The sequence below is a fragment of the Vibrio limimangrovi genome (genome assembly GCF_054064025.1).
Genome location: NZ_JBSUGF010000007.1, coordinates 343,935 through 366,613, shown reverse-complemented (window position 1 = coordinate 366,613; position 22,679 = coordinate 343,935). Strand labels below are relative to the sequence as shown.

Below are 22,679 nucleotides of genomic sequence, written 5' to 3'. Positions count from 1 at the left end.
GACAAAGTCGCTGATCATCTCAGCGGCTTTGTTTTTATCTAACCTAAAAAGTTATTTCACAGACGTGATTCGAATATCCGCGATTTGTGCTTCGTTCTTCTCACCTTCGATACCACCAGCATAGATGTAGGTTTCATTCGCCTTGAGATAACTCATATTGAAATGGTCCTTCAACGCAATCTGATAAGTCATACCCTGTTCAAGCGCGATTTCAACCGGAGTTGAGTAACGCATGCCTTGGTTTTCACCAACATGTCCCATCTGCAGATAGCCCTGGCCAACGACATTACCTGAATCGTCCATCACCTCTAACAACTTCACCGTATTAGTGATCCCCGTGTTGAGCTGGCCCAGATTATTGTTATACCAAGCATCAAATTGGTAAGTGCCACTGGATGGTGCTGTGAATGACTCCAATCCATTCACTGTGCCGCTGTCTTTGTTTACGGTGATAACTGACACATCGTCTTTTAGAGGCTGATAATCCCCTTCCAGCTTGACTCGAATCTCTTCACCCAAACAAACAGGCTGACTTGGGTTTGAACGGAAGCCCTTTTCGTTGATACTTTCTGCCAAGTAACAAGCAAATCCTTGCGGCACGTCTGTGTAGGATTGAGCAGCAACATTTGATTGAATCAACTCGCCATTACGATATAAGTTAACGTTGTACTTGCTGCTTACATCAATGTTGACGGAATTGTCTGAAGTCGTCACCACCAGCGTTGGCTCTTGAGGTGAATAAACACTGCTATCTTCGCTGGCATAGGGAGCAACGCCCGACACAACGTTGATCTCGCTATCAACATTGACCAACCCACCTAATGTAACGCGGTAGTGTCCATCTTGCTCTAAAGTGACATTTTCAACTGGGTAATACCCTGTCTCGTCTTCGCTGACTTCTGGTAGTTCAACCGTCACCGAGTACGTTCTCCCTTTGAATTCGAAATTTTCCAACGTGATTTGGTCAGACTGAGACAGTAAATTATTGCGTACCCAGCTTGTGATAAAAGGTTTTACTTCAAGCTGACCCGTCTCGGTATGGATACCAAAAATCGTTTCCACCACCATGTTCAGGTACCCCCCCACAGACCACAGCTGACGCTGAGAGTTAATAACTGGCCCGTCAAGACTCGGATCTTCACCATGATCACTGTGAATAATGAAAGACTTGCCCGATAACCACTCTAAGTTTTCCATGTTCGACAAGTTGGTTGCCGTTCCGCGGACCAGAGACTGAATCGCATTGTTCGCCGCAGCAACATTTTGCGTTTGATGCGCAGCGCGCAAGCTATAGGCTGTCACAAAAGGCCAGATTGCGCGGTTGTGATAGACAGGAACATCCGGTTGTTGAGGGAAATAAACGGGTACACCAAACTCACTGTGCGGGTAATTCGACATAATTTGCTTAGCTTGTGTGTCTGTCGCGATGCCACTGATGATCGCAAGAGCCTCACCCAGCATGTCGTATTTATCGATTGCAATGTCTTTACCGTTGTCAAACAGGTAACTCACGTACATACCACGATCAGCATTCCAGAACTGTTGATTAATGGCGACTTTCAGCTGTTCTGCCCACTCACTGTATTTCACCGCATTGGTAGAATCGTATTCCTCAGCCAGTTTCGCCGCGAGCTGTAATGCTCGGTAATGAACCACGTTAGTTGATAGTGCCTTACTGCTGCCTATGGCATTCACATCATCTGGTGTCCAGGTCGAGTAAGTTTGCTCACGCCAATCAAGGAAGGATTGTTCACCCGTGTAAAGTCCTGATTTAGAGTCAAAAGCAGCAAGTCGATCGGCCTCTAACGTGTTGCTGATCGCTTTGTAAGCGCGTTCAGCAAACTGGCTGTATTCTTCTCCATCCAGCGCCGAAAGTAATCGTTCAGCACCGAGTGCCCAAGTGGTTCTATCCGTGCTGATCGGCCAACTTCCGCCTGTACCAGTATCCTGTACAATTTGCTCACCATCGTACTGTTGCTCTGTCGTTTCGCGGAAAGCAGACAATTTAAAGTTCAAGCCATTTTGAACGCGAGTTGGGTTCATAAGAGCAAGAGAAAGATCCGCAGCATAGGCGAGATCTCGCGTCCAGACATAGTGCCATTTCGCGCCCGTCTCAAAAACTTCGGCTTCAATTGGGTTGTTGTAGTTGTAATTACCATCTTGGATTTGTGAAACCGCAAGTTGATCCAGCTCTTTCATCGTTAGTGCAAACAGCGCATCGAACGCCACATCACCCGACAAAACTCGTGGCCCCGCTTGCTCATTAACAACCACGCCCTGATCCAGAGCATCTCTTAGCTCGGTGGTTGTTGAAATACCAAACTCACGCATCTCTGCACCAGGGTCTTTCACTGAGAAAGTGACGGTGTCGCTGGAGTCATCATAGTTAGCAAACAGTTTTACTTCTGTAGTTTGATGTCCCTCATGCACCATTGCAGGGTCTAGAATGGCATCTGAGTAGTATTTTTCAGCTTCTTCTTGCGTTGCTTTTGTCACTGTCATGGTCGCACGACTTTCATCGGCAAAGCGTACAGAAAACTTGTAATACCCTTTGTCTGCGAACGTAATCTCCGAGTTGCAATCATCATTCATACACGCGTCATTGGTATCGGGTTTTGGCAAGTAATCCTGAGCTTCATCAAACGCCGCGGGCTCCTCAAAATAGGTGTATTGGATTTGCCACCCCGGATCGGCAATCTTGAACTGATTACTTCCTCGAGCGACACGAAGTACGGTTTCGTACTCATTGTTACCCAAATAGTTTAGCTTGGCATGGTCAGCCGTGCCCCAATCCCCGTTCAGTCCTCGTAAATACAAGTCCGAAGAGATAATGGGTTTGTCGACAGACTCCATCACGTCTGACGAATCAGATCCACATCCAGCCAGACCAATACAAGACGCGACAGCAAGTGCAATAAAGCTCGGTTTCATGTTCATTCCTTAGATTGTTATTTTGGGCGTTAGTCTAAGGAACGCATTCTTAAGAGAAAAATAGGTAACAGACGCTGAGGTATAGATGACATCTATATCTCTAGCCTCCAACGGTGATTTAGATCTATGAATCTCAGATTTTTCCTACAAAATTGAATGCCAAGTTTGTGATTCGTCCATGAAAGTGTGCAAAATACCCCGCGCTTAAAAAGGGGTAAGAAGAAATGGATAAATCTCTACAGCAATTTTTACTGATTGCTCGCTGTCAAAGCATCAGTGCCGCCGCAAGGTTAGCAGGGCTCAGCCAACCGACTGTGACCAGTAATTTGAAGAAACTAGAAGAGAATCTAGGCGTAACACTGTTCGAACGTCATCCTAACGGCATGGTTCTGACAAAATACGGCCGCATCCTGTACCGTCACAGTAATGCGATGCAACACGAATACAACCAAATGATGCAAAGCATTGAAGAACGAAAACAGTACCAAGTCGGGAAAATAAAAATGGGGACGGGAGACGCGTGGTGGTCATTATTTGTTAAACAAGCGCTAAATGAACATCTAGCCAAACTACCGTCCGCTTCGACACACGTAGAATTTGGTAACCATCTGGGATTAATGGACTCGTTAATCAACGAGCAAATCGAGTTCTTTATCGGTCATGAAATTGTCGGATTATCTTCGAAGTGTGACGTCACTTTTATTCCCTTATTTCAAACCGTGGATGCGTATTTCGTTTCTCCTGATCACCCTCTATTGGGAAAAACGGTAACGGAAGAGATGCTGCATGAGTACCCTGCTCTTTCTGTCACCTATGATGCAAAGAAATTCGCCCATGTTATCGATAATCCAATCCCAAAGCAGAACGAACGCGAAAGACAACAATTAGATGATAGACCGACTTATGAAGTGGACTCACTACTCGCTAGCATCGATGTACTGAAAGAGAGCGTCGCAGTCATGTCTTACACCCGCCATTTGCAGCCCTATCTGGAATCATTTGGACTGCAATGTTTAAGAATGGCTGCCGAGCCTAAACCCGGAACGGTAGGTATTTATCGTCATCGTCGAGAGACATCTGAGCCACACCTGGACTTAATTTCTGGTATCACTCAACGCGCCAAAGTACTCAGATAAAAAAAGCCCCAATACAACGCTGTGTTGGGGCGTGACAAAGGTAAAGACTCTTATGCAATCAACTTACTTTAAACGACTTCTAATGCGCCATTTCGCCAAGGTTCAATAACAACCTTGATGTGATCGTTCGGTGTCATTAGCTGCTTAAATGCACTTTCAACGCCATCCATGCCCACTTTAGCAGTCAGCATTTTCTGCCATGGCACTTTACCTTCCGCGATAGCTTGAAGACATTGCTCAAACTCCTGTGGCTGGTAGTAGTATGAGAAACGCAGATCAAGCTCTTTTACTGTAGCGTAAGCGTAGTTGATGCTCGTCGGTGTAGTGTGAATACCAGTAACAACAATACGAGCGCCTGCTGGTGCACGGCGAATGAAGTCGTCAATTAATGTGTGTTTACCAACACACTCGAAGATAACCAAGCGTGAACCAGTTGCTACTTCAGCACCTACGGCGACTTCGTCTTCCTTGGTTGGGTTTACTACACGTGTTGCACCGAACGCTTTTGCAAGTTCCAGTTTATCTTCTTGCAGGTCAACAGCCAGAATATTGCGAACACCACGCTGTTGAAGCGCTGTGATAACCGCAAGACCAATCGGGCCACAACCCACAACCAGTGCAACTTCATCAGCTTGGATGTCACTGCGGTTAACAGAATGGAGACCTACCGCTAGTGGCTCAGTTAGTGCCGCTGCTTCTGATGGAACATTCTCTGGTACAGGCAAAAGAAGCGCCTCATCAAGCAGGAAGTATTCGGAGTATGCTCCGTGAATACCCGGCGTTACACCAACACCGACACCGTTTTGACTGAGCAGAATCGGTACCGAAGTAATGCGGCTACCCACTGGAATTGCTTGTTGTGTATCATCACCATATTCAACGACTTCCGCACAGAATTCATGACCAAGCATGACTTCAGTGTGATCATCCATGCTTTCTGACATCACACCAAGCTTACGGTAAATATCAAATACTTCATCAGTATGACGCGCAATGTGTAAATCAGAGCCACAAATACCGCACGCTAAACTACGAACAAGAACTTGACCTGCCGTTGGCTTCGGCACTTCAACCTGTTGCAAGTGAATGCCGCCATCTCGCATCACGATACTGTTCATTGTAGGCATACTATTACTCCCCAAGCTCGTCACTTAGGCACGCAATTGCTCCTGGCTTGATATAGCGTGGAGTGATGCCTTGAGCTTTAGCCGTTGCGATAACCACTTGCTCAATCCAGCCAGCGTCCATGATATTCATGAAGTTACCGTCTTGGTCAAAGTTGATGTTGGCACCTTGAATCACCATGAAACCGTCTGCACCGCCTGACTCTTCTGGACAGTGGAAAGTATGAATAGAACCGCCTGGTTCATACAGGTAACTGCCTGCCGTTTGCTTTTGCTCTGGGTATTCTGTGTAGTGCCACATACCGCTTAACGTGTAGAAATGCACCACACCCGTGTGGAAGTGCTTAGGTAGTGTAATTCCTGGCTTAAACTTCGCTCGAATTACCCACGTGCCGTTTTCTGGGTCAAGAAACAGCGGGTAAACGTCGACACCCGGTAGTGCATCTTTGATGATTGACTCTTCATTTGTGTTTAGAGTTAAAAGAAAATCCTGATGCTGAATAACTTCTGGTAATGACATAACTTGCTTCCTCGCTTTTGTTGTAATTAGACTTCCACGTCTTAGCCCAATAATGGGTATTTAAAATTCTCGAAACCGTCTGATGCACTGACTGTGCAACCGTTGATGCAATTCGCTTTTTCGCTGACCAAAAAGGCAACCACGTTTGCGATTTCTTCTGTTTGGGTAAAGGTATCGCGCATCTGCTCTTTGCGGATGTGGTCCCAAAGGCCAATCGCTTCATATTGGCGTAACATTGGTGTATCCACGCGACCCGGTGCGATGGCGCAAACACGAACACCTAATGGTGCCAGCTCCAAAGCTGCACATTTTGTCATCATGTCGACGGCGGCTTTGCTCACGTTGTAAGTGAACGTCATTTCCGCTGCCATTTGTGCGTAAACAGAAGAGGTATTCAGGATGACACCCGGTGTGCCTTGAGACTGGAACTGACGTCCGGCAGCTAAAATTCCGTAGTAAACACCGTTTTGGTTCACTTTAGATACGGGTTCAAAATCCGCGACCGGATCATGCTCTAGCAATGGTTTCGCTAAGCCAATGCCTGCGTTGTTGATCATGATATCCAGCTTGCCAAACTGCGCGACGGCGTAATTAACCATGGCTTCAACTTGCTGATATTCCGTCACGTCAGCAACGAAGGTTTTCAATGTGTTAACATCTGCACCTTGATAAACTTCGAGCGACTGTTTAGATATATCGACAGCCAGCACGTTTGCGCCCTGCTCACGCAGTTTTCCAACGATAGCTTGACCAATACCACCAGCTGCGCCAGTGACGATCGCAGTTTTGTTTATCAGTTCCATTTAGCTTCCCTTCCACACTTTGTTATCAAAATGTAACTTAGATCAACTCATTGACACTCACTTGACCTTTTGCGAATAAAATTTGATATATTGCGATTTACAAACCATTAACATTTCAAAATCGAGATATGTATATCGTTAGAAGCGGTGCTGCAGACAAATTTGATAGTCTAGTTTCTGAACATGGACAGAATCCTATAGAGATAATGAAGCAGGCAGGGCTTTCGGCTGCTCAGTTCCGAGATCCCGATACTTATATCGCTAACTCGAAGCTGGCCGAACTATTGGAAGTCGCGGCAAAACGTTGTCAGGAACCTCTGTTTGGGGTGCTGCTCGCGCAACGGCAAGGTTTCAACGCCTTAGGTGACTTACCTATGCTGGTTGCTCGCGCCGAAACCGTGAGAGAAGCTTTGTTACGTGCCAATGATTATCTCTATTTGCAATCTTCTGGTGTTAAGTTTGCAATGACAGCGCAAGATGAATGGATGAAACTCTCCCTGAGTATTGATACTTACAGTGAGCAAGTGACCACCCAGCTGATGCAAATGAGTGTCATGCAATTGGCAAGGTTTATGGCGAACTTACTCAATATCGATATGAACAGCTTCACTTTGTACCTGACTCAATTTGGCAACGCAGACAACAGAGATGGCAAGTCTGGACCACTTCCCAGAATACGCTTTGGTGAAAAGTTCAACGGTATCATGCTTAAAAGCAGCCTACTTGATACCAGAAATCATCAGGACGAAGACGCGTTAGACCGGCATTTTCAAGAGCACCTGAAATATCTTAAAAATCGTTATCCGAACAATTTGAGTGATCAAGCCACTGATATGATCGGGCGTTTACTTCCCACTGGCGAATGCAGTGTTGAGCAAGTAGCTAGAGCCTTGGATATGCATCCACGGATGCTACAAATCCGGCTGAAAGAACGAGGGAAAAGTTATAGCCAGTTATTGCGCGAGGTAAGACAAAATGTGGCGGAACATCGCCTCAGTGAGAGTATACAAAGTATTACCGATATCGCGTTGCAGCTTGGCTATGCAGAGACTGCTGTTTTTAGCCGTCATTTTCGACAATGGACAGGCAAGTCACCGAGTCAGTGGAGAAAAGCTCACCACTTAGAAAACGCAAAAGAGCGCTAATAGCTAATATTAACGCTCTTCTATTTTCTTTTACTTTAACGAGTGAAGTACAAATTAAAGCTCTGCACCATTCGTCGCAATGACGTTTCTATACCAATAGAAAGAGGCTTTCTTCTTGCGATCTAATGTGCCTTCGCCATTGTTGTCTTTATCGACATAAATAAAGCCATAGCGTTTTTCCATCTCACCGGTTGAGGCACTGACCAGATCAATACAACCCCAAGGCGTGTAACCCCATAGTTCAACGCCGTCTTTGATTGCTTCACCCAATTGTTCTATGTGCGATTTCAGATATTCAATACGGTAGCTATCGTTGATTGAGCCATCCTCTTCAACTTTATCGAACGCCCCCAAACCATTTTCAACCACCATCAAAGGAATCTCGTATCGAGCGTAGATTTCATTGAGTGTGTAACGCAGACCAATTGGGTCAATTTGCCATCCCCAGTCAGAGGCTTGCAGATATGGGTTTTTAACACCGCCCATTAGATTACCAGAGCCAGTTTCATTATCTGGATTCGCAGAAACACAGTTAGACATGTAATAGCTAAAGGTGTAGTAATCAACGGTACCTTCAGCCAGTATTTCAGCGTCGCCTTCTGCGAACTCAATTTCCACACCATGTTCTTGGAAGTAACGCTTTGCATAGTACGGATATTTACCACGAACCTGAATGTCGCCACAGAAATAGTTGTGCATTTTAACGTGTTCTTGAGCGAGGATGACATCTTCTGGATTACAGGTGAATGGGTAAGTGGTCATGAAGGCAAGCATACAACCAATTTCAAAATCAGGGTTGATTTCATGGCCTAGTTTTACCGCTTTTGCACTTGCAACGAACTGGTGATGCAGAGCCTGAAAACGAGTCTGTGGATTATCCACCTGACTGATAAAATCCGTCGTACCTTCGTTTAAAATACCCAAACCAAGATAGTTACCAATAGGGATAGTACCGATATTGATTTCGTTGAAGGTTAGCCAGTACTTCACTTTGCCGTTAAAACGTTTAAATAACGTTTCCGCATAACGAGTGAAACATTCAATAACCTGACGTCCTGCCCAACCGTTGTATTCTTGAGTCAGACCGAACGGCAATTCATAGTGTGAAATCGTTACTAACGGTTCGATATCGTATTTTTTTAGCTCATCAATGACGTCTTCATAGAACTTCAAACCTGCTTCATTTGGCTCTGCTTCCATGCCAGTCGGAAAAATACGGGTCCAGTTAATTGAAAATCGAAATGTTTTGAAACCCATTTCGGCAAACAGTGCGATGTCTTCTCTGAATCGGTGATAAAAGTCGATCGCTTCATGCGAAGGATAATGAACCCCCTCTTCGATGGTGCGAGTAATTCGGCGAGCAACGGTATGGGTGCCACCACTGAACATATCACTTGTACTTGGGCCTTTACCGTCCACGTCCCAAGCGCCTTCAAATTGGTTTGCTGCTGTAGCCCCACCCCACAAAAAACCTTCAGGAAAAACGTTATCACTCATTACATTTCCACCATTATTCAATTAGTTAAAATATCAGCTCATTCCAAATCAGCCACCATAAAGATTGGCTTTACAATTCACTCGCATACAATACAACACAAAATGAAACCGGTTACAAATATGGTAGGGAAAATTTTTCATGGTTTGCAGATCGCGATCAAAAACTGAGTGCAGGCAATTAACTAATCCCCAACTGGGCTATTTTTCGAACAAAGCAGTCATATCCGAGCGTTTCCTTCACTATCAAAAAGAGAGCTGTATAGCGTTTTTCTATCTTCTGACGATTTTTTCTGTGATCCATTTCTTCATTGTTTTTTTTCGATGTTGATGTTAAAACCGTTTCCATTCTATTCTGAAACCGGTTCCAATTGCGTGGTATTAAGCGAATATAATAAAGGGAAAGGTGGATATATGGCTGCGGTCAGAGATTATGCTCAACTTGCGAAAGACATTCTTTCGCAAGTTGGCGGACAAGAAAATGTAAGTAAATTTTCACGCTGTGCTACCCGTCTGCGTTTAGTATTAAAAGAGACACCTGAAGGTGCAGCAGACAAAATAAAAGAAATGCCAGGCGTTATTACCGTTGTGATAAGTGGCGGCCAATTTCAGGTCGTGATCGGCACTCACGTTCAAGACGTATACTCTGCAATATCAACATTAGTAGATACATCATTAATGTCTGAAGGCTCTGAAAAAGTGAGACTACTGGACGCTATTATTGCCTCAATGTCATCCATTTTCGCACCTTTTGTTTATATTCTTGCAGCAGCAGGTATCTTACAGGGTGTTTTGATTTTTACTCATCACCTTGCACCAAGCGTGGCAGGCACAGGGGCATTTGAAGTTCTGAACTTTATGTCATGGACGCCTTTCGTGTTTCTTCCTATTTTTATCGCCATCACTGCATCAAAACATTTTAACTGTAACCCTCTTATTGCGATTCTGTGTTCATGTGCATTAATCAACCCTTCTTGGGGAGCAATGGCAGCCAGAATTGCTGATGGCGAATTAATCACTTTCTTAGGTTTACCGCTGGCTAAAACCGTTTATACCGGATCTGTGCTGCCTGCTATCTTCATGGTTTGGGCACTGAGTTATGTTGAAAAGTATATCAAGCGAATCTTACCTGATGTGGTTCGTGAACTGTTCACACCATTACTTTGCATGCTCATCATGGTACCTGCGACGCTGGTATTAATTGGCCCTGCGACCAGCTTTGTTGCAAGCATTATTGCTACTGGTTACAACACACTGTATGACGTTGCTCCAGTTGTCGCTGCTGCTGTTATCGGTGGTATTTGGCAAGTATTGGTTATCTTTGGTGTTCATTGGGGTACAACACCAATTGTCTTGGCGAACTACGAAAACTTCGGTTATGACTCGATTCAGGCATTCTGTGGTATCGCTGTCGTTGCACAAATGGCTGCGGCTTTCGCTGTCGCATTAAAGTCTCGCAATACTCGAATGAAAACAACGGCTTACTCTGCAGGTATCACAGGCTTCTTCGGCATTACAGAACCTGCAATCTACGGCGTTACATTAAGACTTAAAAAACCATTTATCTGTGGCTGTATTGGTGGCGCAATCGGTGCAGCAGTCGCGAGTCTCTTCCATACTTACTACTATGCTTATGCAGGTCTGACAGGAATTCTAACCGTAGTTAACGCGATTAGCCCGGATAACCCAAGCTCATTTACAGGTGCGCTGCTAGGTACAGGTGTCACTATCGTTGTAACTACCGCTCTGGTTTATTTTGTTGGCTTTGAAGACCCTGTAGAAGTAGAAGAGAAGAAAGAGAATGGATCATCGGTAACGCCTCACGCAGCGCCTGCTGTGAAGAAGTCAGCAACTTTGGTTAGCCCGCTAAAAGGAGAGATCATTCCTCTGGAAACCGTAAACGACGAAAGTTTTTCGCAAAAGTTACTGGGTGATGGTGTTGCAATCAGACCAACAGAAGGCATCGTGCGCGCGCCATGTGATGCTGTGATTTCATCCGTCATTGAAACCAAGCATGCAGTCGGTATGACATCCGCAAACGGGGCTGAAGTTCTGATTCACGTCGGCTTGGATACGGTAGAACTTAAAGGCCAGTTTTTTGAGTGTTTGGTTGAACTCGACCAAGAAGTTAAAGCGGGTGATCCACTAATCAAATTTGATCTGCAAAGCATTGCGAATGCAGGTTATGACACAACCACACCGTTTATCGTGATGAACAGTGATGAATACGAATTTAAACTGATTGAGCAAAATCAGGACGACAAACAAATTGAAATTGGACAGCCTGTAATTCAAATGGCTTAAGGGTAAGTAAAGATGAGTAGTGTTTTTCCTGAAAACTTTTTATGGGGCGGCGCAGTAGCTGCACACCAGGTTGAAGGCGGATGGGACCGAGATGGTAAAGGTCCGAGTATTGTTGATGTGTTATCCGGTGGTGACGTCAATACTCAACGTAAAATTACTGATGGTGTATTAGAGGGTTACCACTATCCAAACCATGAAGCGACCGCGTTCTACGACCACTACAAAGGTGACGTAGCACTGCTGGCAGAAATGGGCTTTAAGTGTTTCCGTACGTCTATTTACTGGCCACGAATTTTCCCTAACGGGGACGAGTTAGTGCCAAATGAAGCGGGCTTACAGTACTACGATGATCTGTTTGATGAGTTATTAAAGCACGGTATTGAGCCAGTCATCACTTTGTCTCACTTTGAAATGCCGCTGCATTTGTCAAAAGAGTACGGTGGCTTTAAAGACCGTCGAGTTGTTGATTTCTTTGTTCACTATGCAGAAACGGTCATGCGTCGCTACAAGAACAAAGTGAAATACTGGATGACGTTTAACGAGATCAATAACCAACGCGACCTACATTTGCCGCTATGGGGCTACTCAAACTCAGGTGTGGATTACACCGTTGAGGAAAATCCTGAAGAGTGTATGTACCAGGTGGTTCACCATGAAATGGTTGCCAGTGCAAAAGTGGTAAAACTGGGCCATGAAATCAATCCTGATTTCCAAATCGGCTGTATGGTTGCTTGGGTGCCAATTTACCCATACTCATGCGCGCCAGCAGACGTGATGTTGGCTCAAGAAGCAATGCGTAACCGCTTCTTCTTCAGTGACGTGCATATGCGTGGTGAATACCCAGCATACACACTGAAAGATTGGGAACGTAAAGGCTATAACATCAAGATGGAACCAGGCGATCTGGAGATCTTAAAAGAAGGCGTTTGTGACTATATCGGCTTTAGCTACTACATGTCGGTAGCGGTAAAAGCCGATGCTGAAGAAACAACAGAAGGCTCAATGAGCGGCTTTACCGGCAGCGTGAAGAACCCTTACGTTCAAGCGTCTGAATGGGGCTGGCAGATTGACCCGGTAGGTCTGCGCTACTCTCTATGTGAGCTGTATGAACGCTACAACAAGCCACTATTCATTGTAGAAAATGGCTTTGGTGCGATAGATAAAGTTGAAGAAAACGGTGAGATCAACGATGACTACCGTATCGACTACCTCAAAGCTCACATTGAAGAGATGCAAAAGGCTGTCGATTATGATGGTGTCGATTTGATGGGCTATACCCCTTGGGGCTGTATTGACTGTGTCTCCTACGGCACTGGTGAATACCGTAAACGGTATGGCTTTATTTATGTCGATCGTCACGATGACGGAACAGGCACTATGGGACGTAGCCGTAAGAAAAGCTTCTACTGGTACAAAGACGTTATCACTAGTAACGGTGAAAAACTGTAAAACTCACTGTCGTTAATCAAAACAAGCTCCTTGAAAAGTCCCCCTGCGTCCCAGACTCAGGGGGCATTTTTTTGCTCTGAAGACAACCCCATAAATGCGATTAACAAATGGTAGTAAGGCTAGAAGATCGTTGTAAAGATGGCTTGATGGTTGTGGATAGAAGTGAAGATAGATTGCCAAGGAAGAAAACGGCTTCACCAACGGACAATGGTGAAACCTTCTTGTTTACCTGCCAAGAAGTTTTAGTACCTCTCTGGAAGAAGAAAAGTCTTCAAGTGAAGTTAACTTGATATCAGCGATACCAAAGCGTGGATTCGCTTCCTGTCCCGGTTCAGGAACACAAATTGCCGTCATCCCTGCTGCTTTAGCTGCGATTAATCCATTGACGGAATCTTCAATTGCCACACAGTTATGAGGCTCGGTGGCCAGTTGTATTGCCGCGTCCAGATACACCTGCGGATGCGGTTTTCCATAAGGAAGATGTTCCGCTGAAACGTAAACTGAGAAATATTTACCGATCCCGAAGGTTTCCAGAACGGCTTCGATTAACCTTTGTGGTGAAGAAGAAGCCAGTCCGATTTTCAAGCCTGTTCGAGCCACTAAATCCAGAGATTCTTGCACACCCGGTAGCAATTTACCGTGAGACTTAATTTGTCCAATCACTTCGCTCAAAATAGCATCCGCAAGATCAACGGCACAGTTCGGGTTTAAGCCACAGTATCGAATCCAGTAGTTCGCTATTTCATCAATGCGAAGACCCGTACTCTGGTAAGCGAGCTCTTCGGTAATTCGACCACCAAAGCGGGCCACAGCATTGACTTTCGCTTTACGCCAGAACGGTTCGGAATCAACAAGTACGCCGTCCATGTCAAAAATAATTGTATCTATCAAAATCGTTTCCTGCTTGTGAATTATGGAAAATTGAAATCGGGCTTGTCTTTGTGCAGAGGTAAAATCTGGGTAGTTAGTATTATCGGCACTATCACGCTTATTTCACTGTTTAAAGTGAATACAAGACAGCCTGAAACCGGTTACATTATGGACTAGCTCTTATCCAAAAAATGTGATTCTATGCATGGACTTGAATTTTTGATTCTGAAAACAATTATTGTGACTTTGTGAGTAAAGACACAGTTACTCAAGCTTTGCAGTTAAAATGAAACGACAGATTATTCTCCTCTAAACAAATGATGTAAACTGTCCTTCCAAAATATGTGGGAATAAGAAAAAAATGGCGACAATCAAAGACGTATGCAAAGCCGCAGGTGTATCGAAAGCAACCGTATCCAGAGTTATTAACGGCAGCGAGTATGTAAAAGAACAGACCCGTCAGTCGGTGTTGGCAGCAATGAAATCTCTGGGCTATCAGCCAAACGCCTTTGCGCGTGCACTAGCAACAAACAGTTACAATACGTTTGGATTAATCCTCCCACATTTTGAAAGCCATTATTTCAGCGCAATACTGACTGAAGCTGCATTAGATATGCAAAAAGCAGACAAGAAGTTGTTTGTAATGAACAGTAGCGACAGTGCAGCAGGGGAAGAGGACGCAGTTCGTTCCCTCAACGCACACAACTGTGATGCCATTCTTATTTATAGCCGTCATTTATCTGAACAACAGCTTTCGAGCATGCAACAAGAAATGAAAACCCAGCTTATCGTCATCAACCGTGCTTTGGATGATGAAAAGTTATTTAGCTTTGGTTTTGACCAAGAGCAAGTGGCTCGTCTGGCAACCAATTACCTGTTAGAAATTGGCCATAAGCAAATCGCCTGTATTACCACGCCAATGGCCAGCAGCACTGGTCAGAAACGTCTTTCAGCTTACAAAGAAACTCTGACAGAGCATGGTATAGAAATCGTAGACTCGCTGATTATTAAAGGCGAGAGCACCCCAAAAAGTGGTTATGATGCTGCAATCAAACTGCTCGACAGCGGCATACCTTTTACCGCTATATTTTCATGTACAGACTCAATGGCCATCGGAGCTATCCGCGCATTGCATGACCGAGGAATCAAAGTACCAGAACAGGTTTCCGTCATCGGTATCGATGGCGATCCGACTGCCGATTTTATAGTGCCACGCCTATCTACTGTCGCTTTACCGATTTTGGAGCTCACCCGCGATGCTGTCACCACAGCGCTTACCTTAAATAAAGAGCAAACAAGTGATAAGAAACACTTTCAATATCAGGGCGCTCTGCAAGTAAAAGAATCGACTCTCAACGCCAACTGAAGTCGTAAAATCAAAACAAAGCAATAGCAAACTTCATGGTTTCTGGGCGCTAGAACTCAAATTTATTACCGGTTTTGACTTCCAAAGCCGGTATTTTCACAGGTTATTCTCCTCTACTTCCCTTTCCTGCCCTTTCCTTGCGGATCAGGACTAGTTAAAATGGCAAAAAATTGCGTATTAACTGGATTAAACATGGCAAAACTTACCCTTCAAGAACAAATGCTGAAAGCTGGCTTGGTTAACGAGAAAAAACTAAAAAAAGCGAAAAAAGGCTCCAAAAAATCCCGCGTTCAGGCACGCGAAGTCAAAGCGGCCGTTGAAGAAAGTAAGCGCGCGCAGCTAGAACGAGATAAAGAGTTGAGCAAGCAGCAGAATGCTGAGCGTTTAAGTAAAGAGATCAAAGCGCAGATTAATCAATTGATCGAAATGAACAAAGTTGATTTGAAAGATGGCGACATCAAATACAACTTCACAGACGGTACACTGGTGAAATCGCTTTACGTTGATTCTCTGATTCGTGAACAGTTGATCAAAGGTATTCTGGCTATTGCGATTGTAGGCGAGAGCTATGTGGTTATCCCTCGTGGCGTAGCAAACAAAATCGCACAACGCGACGAATCAGTCATTATCGATCAAAAAGAGCCGGAAGCGGATATTCCTGCAGAAGATGATCCATACGCAGAGTTCGTCGTCCCAGACGACCTGATGTGGTAATTCACCAACACCAAAAAACGAAAGGCAGCGATATTCGCTGCCTTTTTGTTTCTTTCTATTGTTATCTTGCTTTCAAGTTACTTAGAAAGACAAGTTTTCGATAATGTCGTCATCAACCTGGTTCGCTAACGTCACTTTAAGCTTCGGTGTTCTTTCCATTTCACGTTGAATCGCAAAATTAGCTTCTTTGTTACGTGCCCAGCTACGACGTGCGATACCGTTGTTAACATCGAACAACAGCATGGACTTCAATCTGCGCTCAGCACTCTCGCTGCCGTCGAGCAACATACCAAAACCGCCGTTGATCACTTCACCCCAGCCTACACCGCCACCGTTGTGAATAGAGACCCAAGTTGCACCACGGAAACCGTCACCAATCACGTTGTGAATCGCCATGTCAGCGGTAAAGCGGCTACCATCATAGATGTTCGACGTTTCACGGAACGGTGAGTCAGTACCACTGACATCGTGGTGGTCACGACCAAGTACCACAGGACCGATTTCGCCGCGATTGATCGCATCGTTAAACGCTTTCGCGATTTCCATGCGACCTTGCGCATCCGCGTAAAGAATACGGGCTTGTGAGCCTACAACCAGTTTGTTCTGTTTCGCATCTTTGATCCAAGTAATGTTGTCTTGCATCTGCTGCTGAATTTCTTCTGGCGATTCTTCCATGATCTTGCTTAGCACTTCCGCAGCAATCGCATCGGTTCTGTCCAGATCTTCTGGTTTACCTGAAGTACAAACCCAACGGAATGGACCAAAACCGTAGTCAAAGCACATAGGACCAAGAATGTCCTGCACGTATGATGGGTATTTAAAGTCGATGCCGTTTTCCGCCATCACATCGCCACCGGCGCGAGATGCTTCAAGCAAGAAAGCATTACCGTAGTCAAAGAAGTAAGTGCCGCGAGTTGTGTGTTTGTTTACTGCATCAGCATGGCGCTTCAGTGTCTCTTGTACTTTTACCTTGAAAAGCTCTGGCTCTTCACGGATAAGACGGTTTGATTCTTCATAACTGATGTCAACCGGGTAGTAACCGCCTGACCAAGGGTTGTGTAGTGACGTCTGGTCAGAGCCTAAGTGTATGAAGATCTCTTTCTCGTAAAACGCTTCCCATACATCAACCACGTTACCGATAAAGGCGATAGATACCACTTCTTCGTTGGCCTGAGCTTGACGAACTCGCTCAATCAGCGCGTCCATGTTGTCGACCAGCTCATCCACCCAACCTTGCTCATGACGCTTAATTGCCGCTTTCGGATTCACTTCTGCGCAGACAGTAATGCAGTTCGCGATGTTGCCCGCTTTAGGCTGTGCACCACTCATGCCGCCAAGACCAGCCGTCAGGAAGATCTTACCTTTCGGACTTTGACCTTTTTCCAGCACCTTACGGAATGCGTTCATTACCGTGATTGTTGTGCCGTGTACGATCCCCTGAGGACCGATGTACATAAATGAACCCGCAGTCATTTGCCCGTATTGAGTCACGCCTAAAGCGTTGAATTTTTCCCAATCATCTGGCTTCGAGTAGTTAGGGATCATCATGCCGTTAGTTACAACTACACGTGGTGCTTCTTCCGACGACGGGAACAGCCCCATAGGATGACCAGAGTACAAATGTAGCGTCTGGTCACTTTCCATTTCACTTAGGTATTTCATGGTCAGCAGGTATTGTGCCCAGTTCTGGAATACCGCACCGTTGCCACCGTAAGTAATGAGTTCTTCAGGATGCTGTGCTACTGCAGGATCTAAGTTGTTGTCGATCATCAGCATGATGGCTGCTGCTTGCTCACACTTCGCCGGATAGTCTGAAATAGAGCGAGATTTCATCTCGTAGTTCGGCTTGAAGCGGTACATGTAGATACGACCGAAATCTTTCAACTCCAGAGCAAACTCTGCAGCCAGCTCCTTATGCCACTCTTTCGGGAAATAACGCAATGCGTTGCGAATAGCCAACTGCTTTTCTTCAGGAGTCAGAATGTCTTTGCGCTTCGGAGCACGGTTGACACCTGCCGGATACGCTTTAGGCTCCGGCAGTGTGTTAGGGATCCCTTGTTTAATTTGTTGTTGAAAATTCAATACGGTTTCCATCCTTAGCGGCTCCCTCTAGTTAACATTAAACGCTTGTGTTTTAACGAGTTTAATCATCGCGTCGATATCTGGCTTAAGCAGGCGATCTTCTTCTAGCTTGGCAACTTTCTCACGAATAATCTGGAAGTTTTCTTCGATCAGATCTGAACATTTGTTCGGACGTCTAAACTCTATCGCTTGTGCAGCGTACATCAATTCAATGCCGAAGATCTTTTCCACGTTGCCTAAAATCTGGTTAAGTTTTCTGCCTGAAATGCTGCCCATCGAAACGTGGTCTTCCTGACCCATTGAGGTTGGCACGCTGTCGGCCGACGGTGGGAAACAGAGTGATTTGTTTTCAGTCACCAGTGCTGCAGTCGCGTATTGCGGAATCATCATGCCCGAGTTAAGACCACCGGATGAGGTCAAAAGACGCGGCAGACCGTGTAGTCCTTCAAGCAACAGGTAACAACGACGGTCGGAAATGTTGCCCAATTCTGCGGCAGCGATTGAAGCGTAATCCAATACCATTGCCAGCGGCTGACCATGGAAACTACCACCAGAAATCGCTTCTTCGGCACTGATAACAATCGGGTTATCAGTTACAGAGTTCATTTCAATTTCTGCAAGTTCTTTTAAGTGGTTATAGGCATTGCGAGAAGCACCATGAACCTGCGGAATACAGCGCAATGAATATGGGTCTTGTACGCGAACACAATTCGCATGCGAGGCCATGTTTTCTGAGTCTTTGAAGAAGCGTCTCATTCGAGCGGCGACTTCAATGTTGCCAGCGAATGCACGGGTCAGATGAAGCTCTTCTCGGAATGGTGAGCCGCTACCCTGCATGCCTTCAATACTCATCGCGCCAGCCAAATCAGCCAAATCAAGCAGATAGCGCATTTTGGTTAGTGCGGTAATCGCATGAGACAGAATGAATTGAGTACCGTTGATTAGCGCCAGGCCTTCTTTCGCGTGCAACTCAAGCGGTTCTAAACCATGTTCACGAAGCGCTTCCGCTGCTGGGATGATGCTATCTCCCTGCCAAAATTCACCTTCACCAATCAGCGGTAAAAACAGGTGAGAAAGTGGTGCTAAGTCACCCGATGCGCCAACTGAGCCTTGCTCCGGCACAACAGGGATCAGATCCAGCTCAATGAAGGTCAGCATACGCTGAACGACTTCCAGGCGAATACCTGAATAGCCCTGACTTAAGGCATGCACCTTAGTGATCAGCATCAGTTTTGAGATTGGTTTAGCTATTGGCTCACCAACACCAACCGCATGAGTAATAAGGAGGTTTTTTTGTAGCAGATGCGTTTCTTCAGGTGAGATTTGAGTATCACACAGAGGACCGAAACCAGTATTGATGCCGTAAACCGCTTTGTCTGAAGCTGCGATGATGTCTACATTACGGCGACTTGCATTGATTTTATCCAGTGCTTGTTCGCACAGTTCAGCTTTGATACTGCCATCAGCAATTCCGTTTACAATATCCAGGTTTAGTCGGTCTACACCATATCTAAACGTCATTTTGTTCTCCTAACATACGATATTTTGCTATCACGTTACTTATATGACCCATGCTATCTTGCTCTGGATGTTTTATAAAAGCATAATATTCGTAGTTCATTCCGATTTTATCGAACTAAAGACTTAACATCACAAAGAGGGCGATCATGCAGGTTCAAGATGTTGATTTACGTATGCTGAGAATATTCGTTGCTATCGTCGAATGCGGTGGTTTGTCGGCTGCGGAATCCCGTTTAAATATAGGTCGTTCAACCATTAGTTCCCATTTATCCGATTTGGAATTACGCCTTGGAATTAAGCTATGCAAACGCGGCCGAAGTGGCTTTGAAGTAACAGAGGAAGGGCGTGTTACCTATCAGGCATCACTGGAACTACTTCAACAGTGTGATGCCTTTGCAGCCACAGTCGCAAGTTCCAAAAACGAACTCTCTGGCCGAGCAACGATTGCCATGATTGACACGTTAGTCAATGATCCCCGTTGCCGTGTGGCACAAGTTATCGCCGCATTAAAAAAACGAAGTAATAACTTACAGTTCGACATTAACGTATGTGAAGCGCGCGAAGTAGAAACATCAGTAGCAAATGGCCGATCACTGGTTGGCATCGGTGTCAGTCGCCATCAATTAAGAGGGCTCGACTACTACCCCCTGCATAATGAAACTAACTATTTATATTGTGGTAAAGACCACCCGCTGTTTGACTGTAAAGCGTCGGAAATCACCAAACTGTTACAACAAGCGGAAGTGATCACCAGTAACTACATGCGAGATAAGGAAACCCGCAACGACGCTCTGAATTACCAAAACAGCGCCATCGCCTATCACGATGAGGGGATTGCCCACTTAATTTTATCGGGGGCATTTATCGGCTACCTGCCCGAACACTACGCCAGCTATTGGGTCGACAAAGGACTGATTAAGCCTATCTTGCCCGAAAAATATACGTACCAAATCCCGGTCATGCTGATCACGTCCAAAAACAATTCGGCCTCACCACTCTCCAACGCTCTGCTTAAAGAGATTAAACGCTGCCACGGAGCTAACTGATATTCAGATATAGATAGACTAAAAAGCTATTAGGGGTTACGAATATGTCCATTCCTGCAAACCATATGCACAAAATTACATATTTATTACTATAATTGAGGCAATTTGGTTAGCGAGATCTTAGTTATCATGTCAGATAAAATTACGGTTTGGATTGGCGTATGCTCGTCAATCATCACCATTATTCTCAGTATCATTAATCTCAAACTAAATGCTGAAATGCAAGAAGTTGACACCTATATCAAAAAGGTGGAAGCAGATCTAAAGCAAAAGACCTACGAGCTAGAGAAATCAAAAGAGAATACATCGCGGTATGAGTTTATCAATAAACTCATGCCTGATTTGCTTGTTGAAGATGAAAAGCATGTTGTCCTCACAACCAACCTGATTGCTTTGGTTCTCGATCAATCCGAAACCGAGCAGCTGTTTAGAGGCCTCGAGAGTTCAACAGAAGAGAATGTAAGTAGTGCAGGGAAAATTGGCATCGCAACCATCACCACCGTCCAGAAATATCAAGCGGCAATTGAATACGAGGCAAGGGCCTTCAACGCTTTAGTGAATGGAGATTTTGCAAATGCCATTAAATACCTCGATTTGGCCGAAGAGGAGTATCCCTCTTTTCATCAAGTTTATGAAATTAAAAAGCTGCTACAGAAAAACATAGCAAATATGCATGACGAAAATACAAAAGCAGCGGTTCTGAAAAAAATCGCGTACGAATTCAGTTGGAAAGCCCCCCAACCACAGCTCGATCAACTAAGAGAAATGGTAGAGTGAATAGTGGCGTAAAACGCTCCCGCCGACACAAAGTGGCTATAGTATTGACGACATATACCTAGAAGGTACAGGCTTTAGTTCAGACTGTCACTCCGACTGATACCGCTGAATGGGTTCGAAGTAAGCTATCTGGATATGATGTAATTGGGATGAAAGAGTTTGAATCTCTTACCGCTTAAGCTGCAGTCACAGGTAACCTAGTTGCGACTAAACGTGGCCTGATATTGAACCCTATCGTTGACACGGGAACGGTACTGGATGAAGCATTGCAAGAAACAGTGAAAGAGAACCTTGACTATATGCCTCAATTTCGCTGAATGTTTGACGCTTGATTAGTCATTCCATGCGAAATAGCCACTGCTAAACACAGAGGCTATTTAAGCAATGAGATACTGAAACTCACCCCTTCACGCTCAAGCCTCTTAACACCATATCAACCACAAACTCCTGAGCTTTTTCAAACTCTTGCGTCGACAAAGGGCCGCCTTTAATCAATCTGATTTCTGTATCGAAGTCGGCATAAAACTGAGTCGCCCCCCAAATCAGAAACAACAGGTGTAAAGGCTCAACTGGACGAATCAGCCCCTGATCAATCCAGGATTGAATAATAGTGGCTTTGCCTGCTGCCCAGCTTACCATTGGGAACTGAATTGAGTCAGCGATAATTGGCGCGCCTTGGATGATCTCTTGTGCGAAGATCTTTGACTCTTTGGGATGAGTGCGGCTGTATTGCATCTTACCGACAATGTAATTTCTCAGTACCACTTCCGGCGGAAGCATGGCTGCTTGTTCTGAAAAGCCATCGTTCCATAACGTGAGTATGTCTTTCAATAATGCCTTATAGATACCGGTTTTTGACTTGAAGTAGTACAGCAGGTTCGCTTTAGGTAAATTCACTCTGTCTGCAATCGCCTGAATAGATGTGCCTTTGTAGCCGTGCTTAACAAATTCATCTGCCGCCGCTTGCAATATTAACTCTTCATTACGTCGCCTTATCTCACCGACATTTTCTCGTTTGGTTGGCCCTGCATCAACAGTCAAGCTGACTCCTTATCTTTCGAATCTGTGTCCATAAACAGCTCATACCGATCCTAGTAGATAACTATTTGTCCGGCAAAACTCATCGACCTGCTTTACAAGATACGCGCCAACCCTGAGAACGCTCAGCTCACCGTTGGTTTCGGGGATCACTATGGCTCAATCAAACATAAGCCGCACCAAACAAGTGCAGAATGTACAGAATTTAGCACCAACATTGTACACAATCCCGTCAAACCAACCGTTGATTGCGAAATATTGGGGTTTTCTGACACGCCTATTATGCTTGATATATAAGCCTTCAAGCTAAAAATGGAATGTTATTTTTTAAAATACGACCAATTGGTCAGGTTTTTGCT

17 protein-coding genes and 1 pseudogene are annotated in these 22,679 nt (G+C 45.0%); 9 read left to right on the top strand and 9 right to left on the bottom strand.

Annotation, left to right across the window (positions count from 1 at the left end):
• Positions 1-51 precede the first annotated feature (51 nt).
• Positions 52-2,931 (bottom strand): MGH1-like glycoside hydrolase domain-containing protein, encoded by a 2,880-nt coding sequence (locus ACWYU8_RS09335; protein WP_457519166.1) that lies wholly within the window; start codon positions 2,929-2,931, stop codon positions 52-54.
• Positions 2,932-3,155: 224 nt separating this feature from the next.
• Between ACWYU8_RS09335 and ACWYU8_RS09330 the strand changes: the two genes are divergently transcribed.
• The gene (locus ACWYU8_RS09330) at positions 3,156-4,067 is read left to right on the top strand and encodes a LysR family transcriptional regulator (protein WP_457519164.1); all 912 of its coding nucleotides are present in this window, start codon (positions 3,156-3,158) and stop codon (positions 4,065-4,067) included.
• A 68-nt stretch (positions 4,068-4,135) separates the two neighbouring features.
• Here ACWYU8_RS09330 and ACWYU8_RS09325 read toward each other — a convergent pair whose 3' ends face one another.
• From ACWYU8_RS09325 to ACWYU8_RS09315, 3 genes are read right to left on the bottom strand one after another with little or no spacing between them, the layout of a single operon-like run.
• Complete coding sequence (locus tag ACWYU8_RS09325; protein ID WP_457519162.1) at positions 4,136-5,194, bottom strand: zinc-binding dehydrogenase; 1,059 nt, start codon at positions 5,192-5,194, stop codon at positions 4,136-4,138.
• A gap of 4 nt (positions 5,195-5,198) precedes the next feature.
• Positions 5,199-5,711 (bottom strand): 2,4'-dihydroxyacetophenone dioxygenase family protein, encoded by a 513-nt coding sequence (locus ACWYU8_RS09320; RefSeq protein WP_457519160.1) that lies wholly within the window; start codon positions 5,709-5,711, stop codon positions 5,199-5,201.
• A 41-nt stretch (positions 5,712-5,752) separates the two neighbouring features.
• A complete protein-coding gene (locus tag ACWYU8_RS09315; RefSeq protein WP_457519158.1) occupies positions 5,753-6,514 on the bottom strand; it encodes an SDR family NAD(P)-dependent oxidoreductase in 762 nt (253 codons plus the stop codon).
• A 128-nt stretch (positions 6,515-6,642) separates the two neighbouring features.
• Here ACWYU8_RS09315 and ACWYU8_RS09310 point away from each other — a divergent pair, with 128 nt between their 5' ends.
• Entirely contained in the window at positions 6,643-7,659 is a 1,017-nt protein-coding gene (locus tag ACWYU8_RS09310; protein ID WP_457519156.1) for a helix-turn-helix domain-containing protein, read from the top strand.
• Positions 7,660-7,713: 54 nt separating this feature from the next.
• Here the strand turns inward: ACWYU8_RS09310 and ACWYU8_RS09305 are convergent, their stop codons facing one another.
• Positions 7,714-9,156, bottom strand: a complete 1,443-nt coding sequence (locus tag ACWYU8_RS09305) for a glycoside hydrolase family 1 protein (protein WP_457519154.1) — start codon at positions 9,154-9,156, stop codon at positions 7,714-7,716.
• 411 nt (positions 9,157-9,567) lie between these two features.
• Between ACWYU8_RS09305 and ACWYU8_RS09300 the strand changes: the two genes are divergently transcribed.
• Positions 9,568-11,457, top strand: coding sequence for a beta-glucoside-specific PTS transporter subunit IIABC (locus ACWYU8_RS09300; protein ID WP_457519152.1), 1,890 nt, complete (start codon positions 9,568-9,570; stop codon positions 11,455-11,457).
• 12 nt (positions 11,458-11,469) lie between these two features.
• A complete protein-coding gene (locus tag ACWYU8_RS09295; protein ID WP_457519151.1) occupies positions 11,470-12,906 on the top strand; it encodes a 6-phospho-beta-glucosidase in 1,437 nt (478 codons plus the stop codon).
• Positions 12,907-13,131: 225 nt separating this feature from the next.
• Here ACWYU8_RS09295 and hxpB read toward each other — a convergent pair whose 3' ends face one another.
• A complete protein-coding gene (hxpB, locus tag ACWYU8_RS09290) occupies positions 13,132-13,797 on the bottom strand; it encodes a hexitol phosphatase HxpB (protein ID WP_457519149.1) in 666 nt (221 codons plus the stop codon).
• A 340-nt stretch (positions 13,798-14,137) separates the two neighbouring features.
• Between hxpB and ACWYU8_RS09285 the strand changes: the two genes are divergently transcribed.
• Positions 14,138-15,142 carry a LacI family DNA-binding transcriptional regulator gene (locus tag ACWYU8_RS09285; RefSeq protein ID WP_457519147.1) on the top strand — a complete coding sequence of 335 codons (1,005 nt, stop codon included), beginning with the start codon at positions 14,138-14,140 and terminating at the stop codon, positions 15,140-15,142.
• Positions 15,143-15,334: 192 nt separating this feature from the next.
• On the top strand, positions 15,335-15,856 hold the full coding sequence (locus ACWYU8_RS09280; protein ID WP_457519146.1) for a DUF2058 domain-containing protein: 522 nt from the start codon (positions 15,335-15,337) through the stop codon (positions 15,854-15,856).
• An 81-nt stretch (positions 15,857-15,937) separates the two neighbouring features.
• Here the strand turns inward: ACWYU8_RS09280 and ACWYU8_RS09275 are convergent, their stop codons facing one another.
• Together ACWYU8_RS09275 and hutH are read right to left on the bottom strand one after the other, a co-directional pair.
• Complete coding sequence (locus ACWYU8_RS09275) at positions 15,938-17,950, bottom strand: urocanate hydratase (RefSeq protein WP_457519144.1); 2,013 nt, start codon at positions 17,948-17,950, stop codon at positions 15,938-15,940.
• A gap of 15 nt (positions 17,951-17,965) precedes the next feature.
• The gene (hutH, locus tag ACWYU8_RS09270; protein WP_457519142.1) at positions 17,966-19,459 is read right to left on the bottom strand and encodes a histidine ammonia-lyase; all 1,494 of its coding nucleotides are present in this window, start codon (positions 19,457-19,459) and stop codon (positions 17,966-17,968) included.
• A 146-nt stretch (positions 19,460-19,605) separates the two neighbouring features.
• Between hutH and ACWYU8_RS09265 the strand changes: the two genes are divergently transcribed.
• The 3 genes and pseudogenes from ACWYU8_RS09265 to ACWYU8_RS09255 all read left to right on the top strand — a co-directional run.
• Positions 19,606-20,505 (top strand): LysR family transcriptional regulator, encoded by a 900-nt coding sequence (locus ACWYU8_RS09265; RefSeq protein ID WP_457519140.1) that lies wholly within the window; start codon positions 19,606-19,608, stop codon positions 20,503-20,505.
• Positions 20,506-20,634: 129 nt separating this feature from the next.
• Entirely contained in the window at positions 20,635-21,282 is a 648-nt protein-coding gene (locus ACWYU8_RS09260; RefSeq protein WP_457519138.1) for a hypothetical protein, read from the top strand.
• Between the two features lie 149 nt (positions 21,283-21,431).
• Positions 21,432-21,599, top strand: a pseudogene (locus ACWYU8_RS09255) (6-phospho-beta-glucosidase); the annotation flags it as partial.
• Between the two features lie 82 nt (positions 21,600-21,681).
• Here ACWYU8_RS09255 and ACWYU8_RS09250 read toward each other — a convergent pair.
• Positions 21,682-22,323: a TetR family transcriptional regulator C-terminal domain-containing protein gene (locus tag ACWYU8_RS09250; protein ID WP_457519136.1), complete on the bottom strand. Its 642-nt coding sequence runs from the start codon at positions 22,321-22,323 to the stop codon at positions 21,682-21,684.
• Positions 22,324-22,679 lie beyond the last annotated feature (356 nt).

Bases quoted from the DNA above. Each gene is read 5' to 3' on its own strand.
- ACWYU8_RS09260 (WP_457519138.1), top strand. From the start codon at position 20,635: ATGTCAGATAAAATTACGGTTTGGATTGGCGTATGCTCGTCAATCATC.
- ACWYU8_RS09305 (WP_457519154.1), bottom strand. From the start codon at position 9,156: ATGAGTGATAACGTTTTTCCTGAAGGTTTTTTGTGGGGTGGGGCTACA.
- ACWYU8_RS09310 (WP_457519156.1), top strand. From the start codon at position 6,643: ATGTATATCGTTAGAAGCGGTGCTGCAGACAAATTTGATAGTCTAGTT.
- ACWYU8_RS09315 (WP_457519158.1), bottom strand. From the start codon at position 6,514: ATGGAACTGATAAACAAAACTGCGATCGTCACTGGCGCAGCTGGTGGT.
- ACWYU8_RS09325 (WP_457519162.1), bottom strand. From the start codon at position 5,194: ATGCCTACAATGAACAGTATCGTGATGCGAGATGGCGGCATTCACTTG.
- ACWYU8_RS09335 (WP_457519166.1), bottom strand. From the start codon at position 2,931: ATGAAACCGAGCTTTATTGCACTTGCTGTCGCGTCTTGTATTGGTCTG.
- ACWYU8_RS09280 (WP_457519146.1), top strand. From the start codon at position 15,335: ATGGCAAAACTTACCCTTCAAGAACAAATGCTGAAAGCTGGCTTGGTT.
- ACWYU8_RS09300 (WP_457519152.1), top strand. From the start codon at position 9,568: ATGGCTGCGGTCAGAGATTATGCTCAACTTGCGAAAGACATTCTTTCG.
- ACWYU8_RS09320 (WP_457519160.1), bottom strand. From the start codon at position 5,711: ATGTCATTACCAGAAGTTATTCAGCATCAGGATTTTCTTTTAACTCTA.
- ACWYU8_RS09275 (WP_457519144.1), bottom strand. From the start codon at position 17,950: ATGGAAACCGTATTGAATTTTCAACAACAAATTAAACAAGGGATCCCT.
- hutH (WP_457519142.1), bottom strand. From the start codon at position 19,459: ATGACGTTTAGATATGGTGTAGACCGACTAAACCTGGATATTGTAAAC.
- ACWYU8_RS09265 (WP_457519140.1), top strand. From the start codon at position 19,606: ATGCAGGTTCAAGATGTTGATTTACGTATGCTGAGAATATTCGTTGCT.
- ACWYU8_RS09330 (WP_457519164.1), top strand. From the start codon at position 3,156: ATGGATAAATCTCTACAGCAATTTTTACTGATTGCTCGCTGTCAAAGC.
- ACWYU8_RS09285 (WP_457519147.1), top strand. From the start codon at position 14,138: ATGGCGACAATCAAAGACGTATGCAAAGCCGCAGGTGTATCGAAAGCA.
- ACWYU8_RS09295 (WP_457519151.1), top strand. From the start codon at position 11,470: ATGAGTAGTGTTTTTCCTGAAAACTTTTTATGGGGCGGCGCAGTAGCT.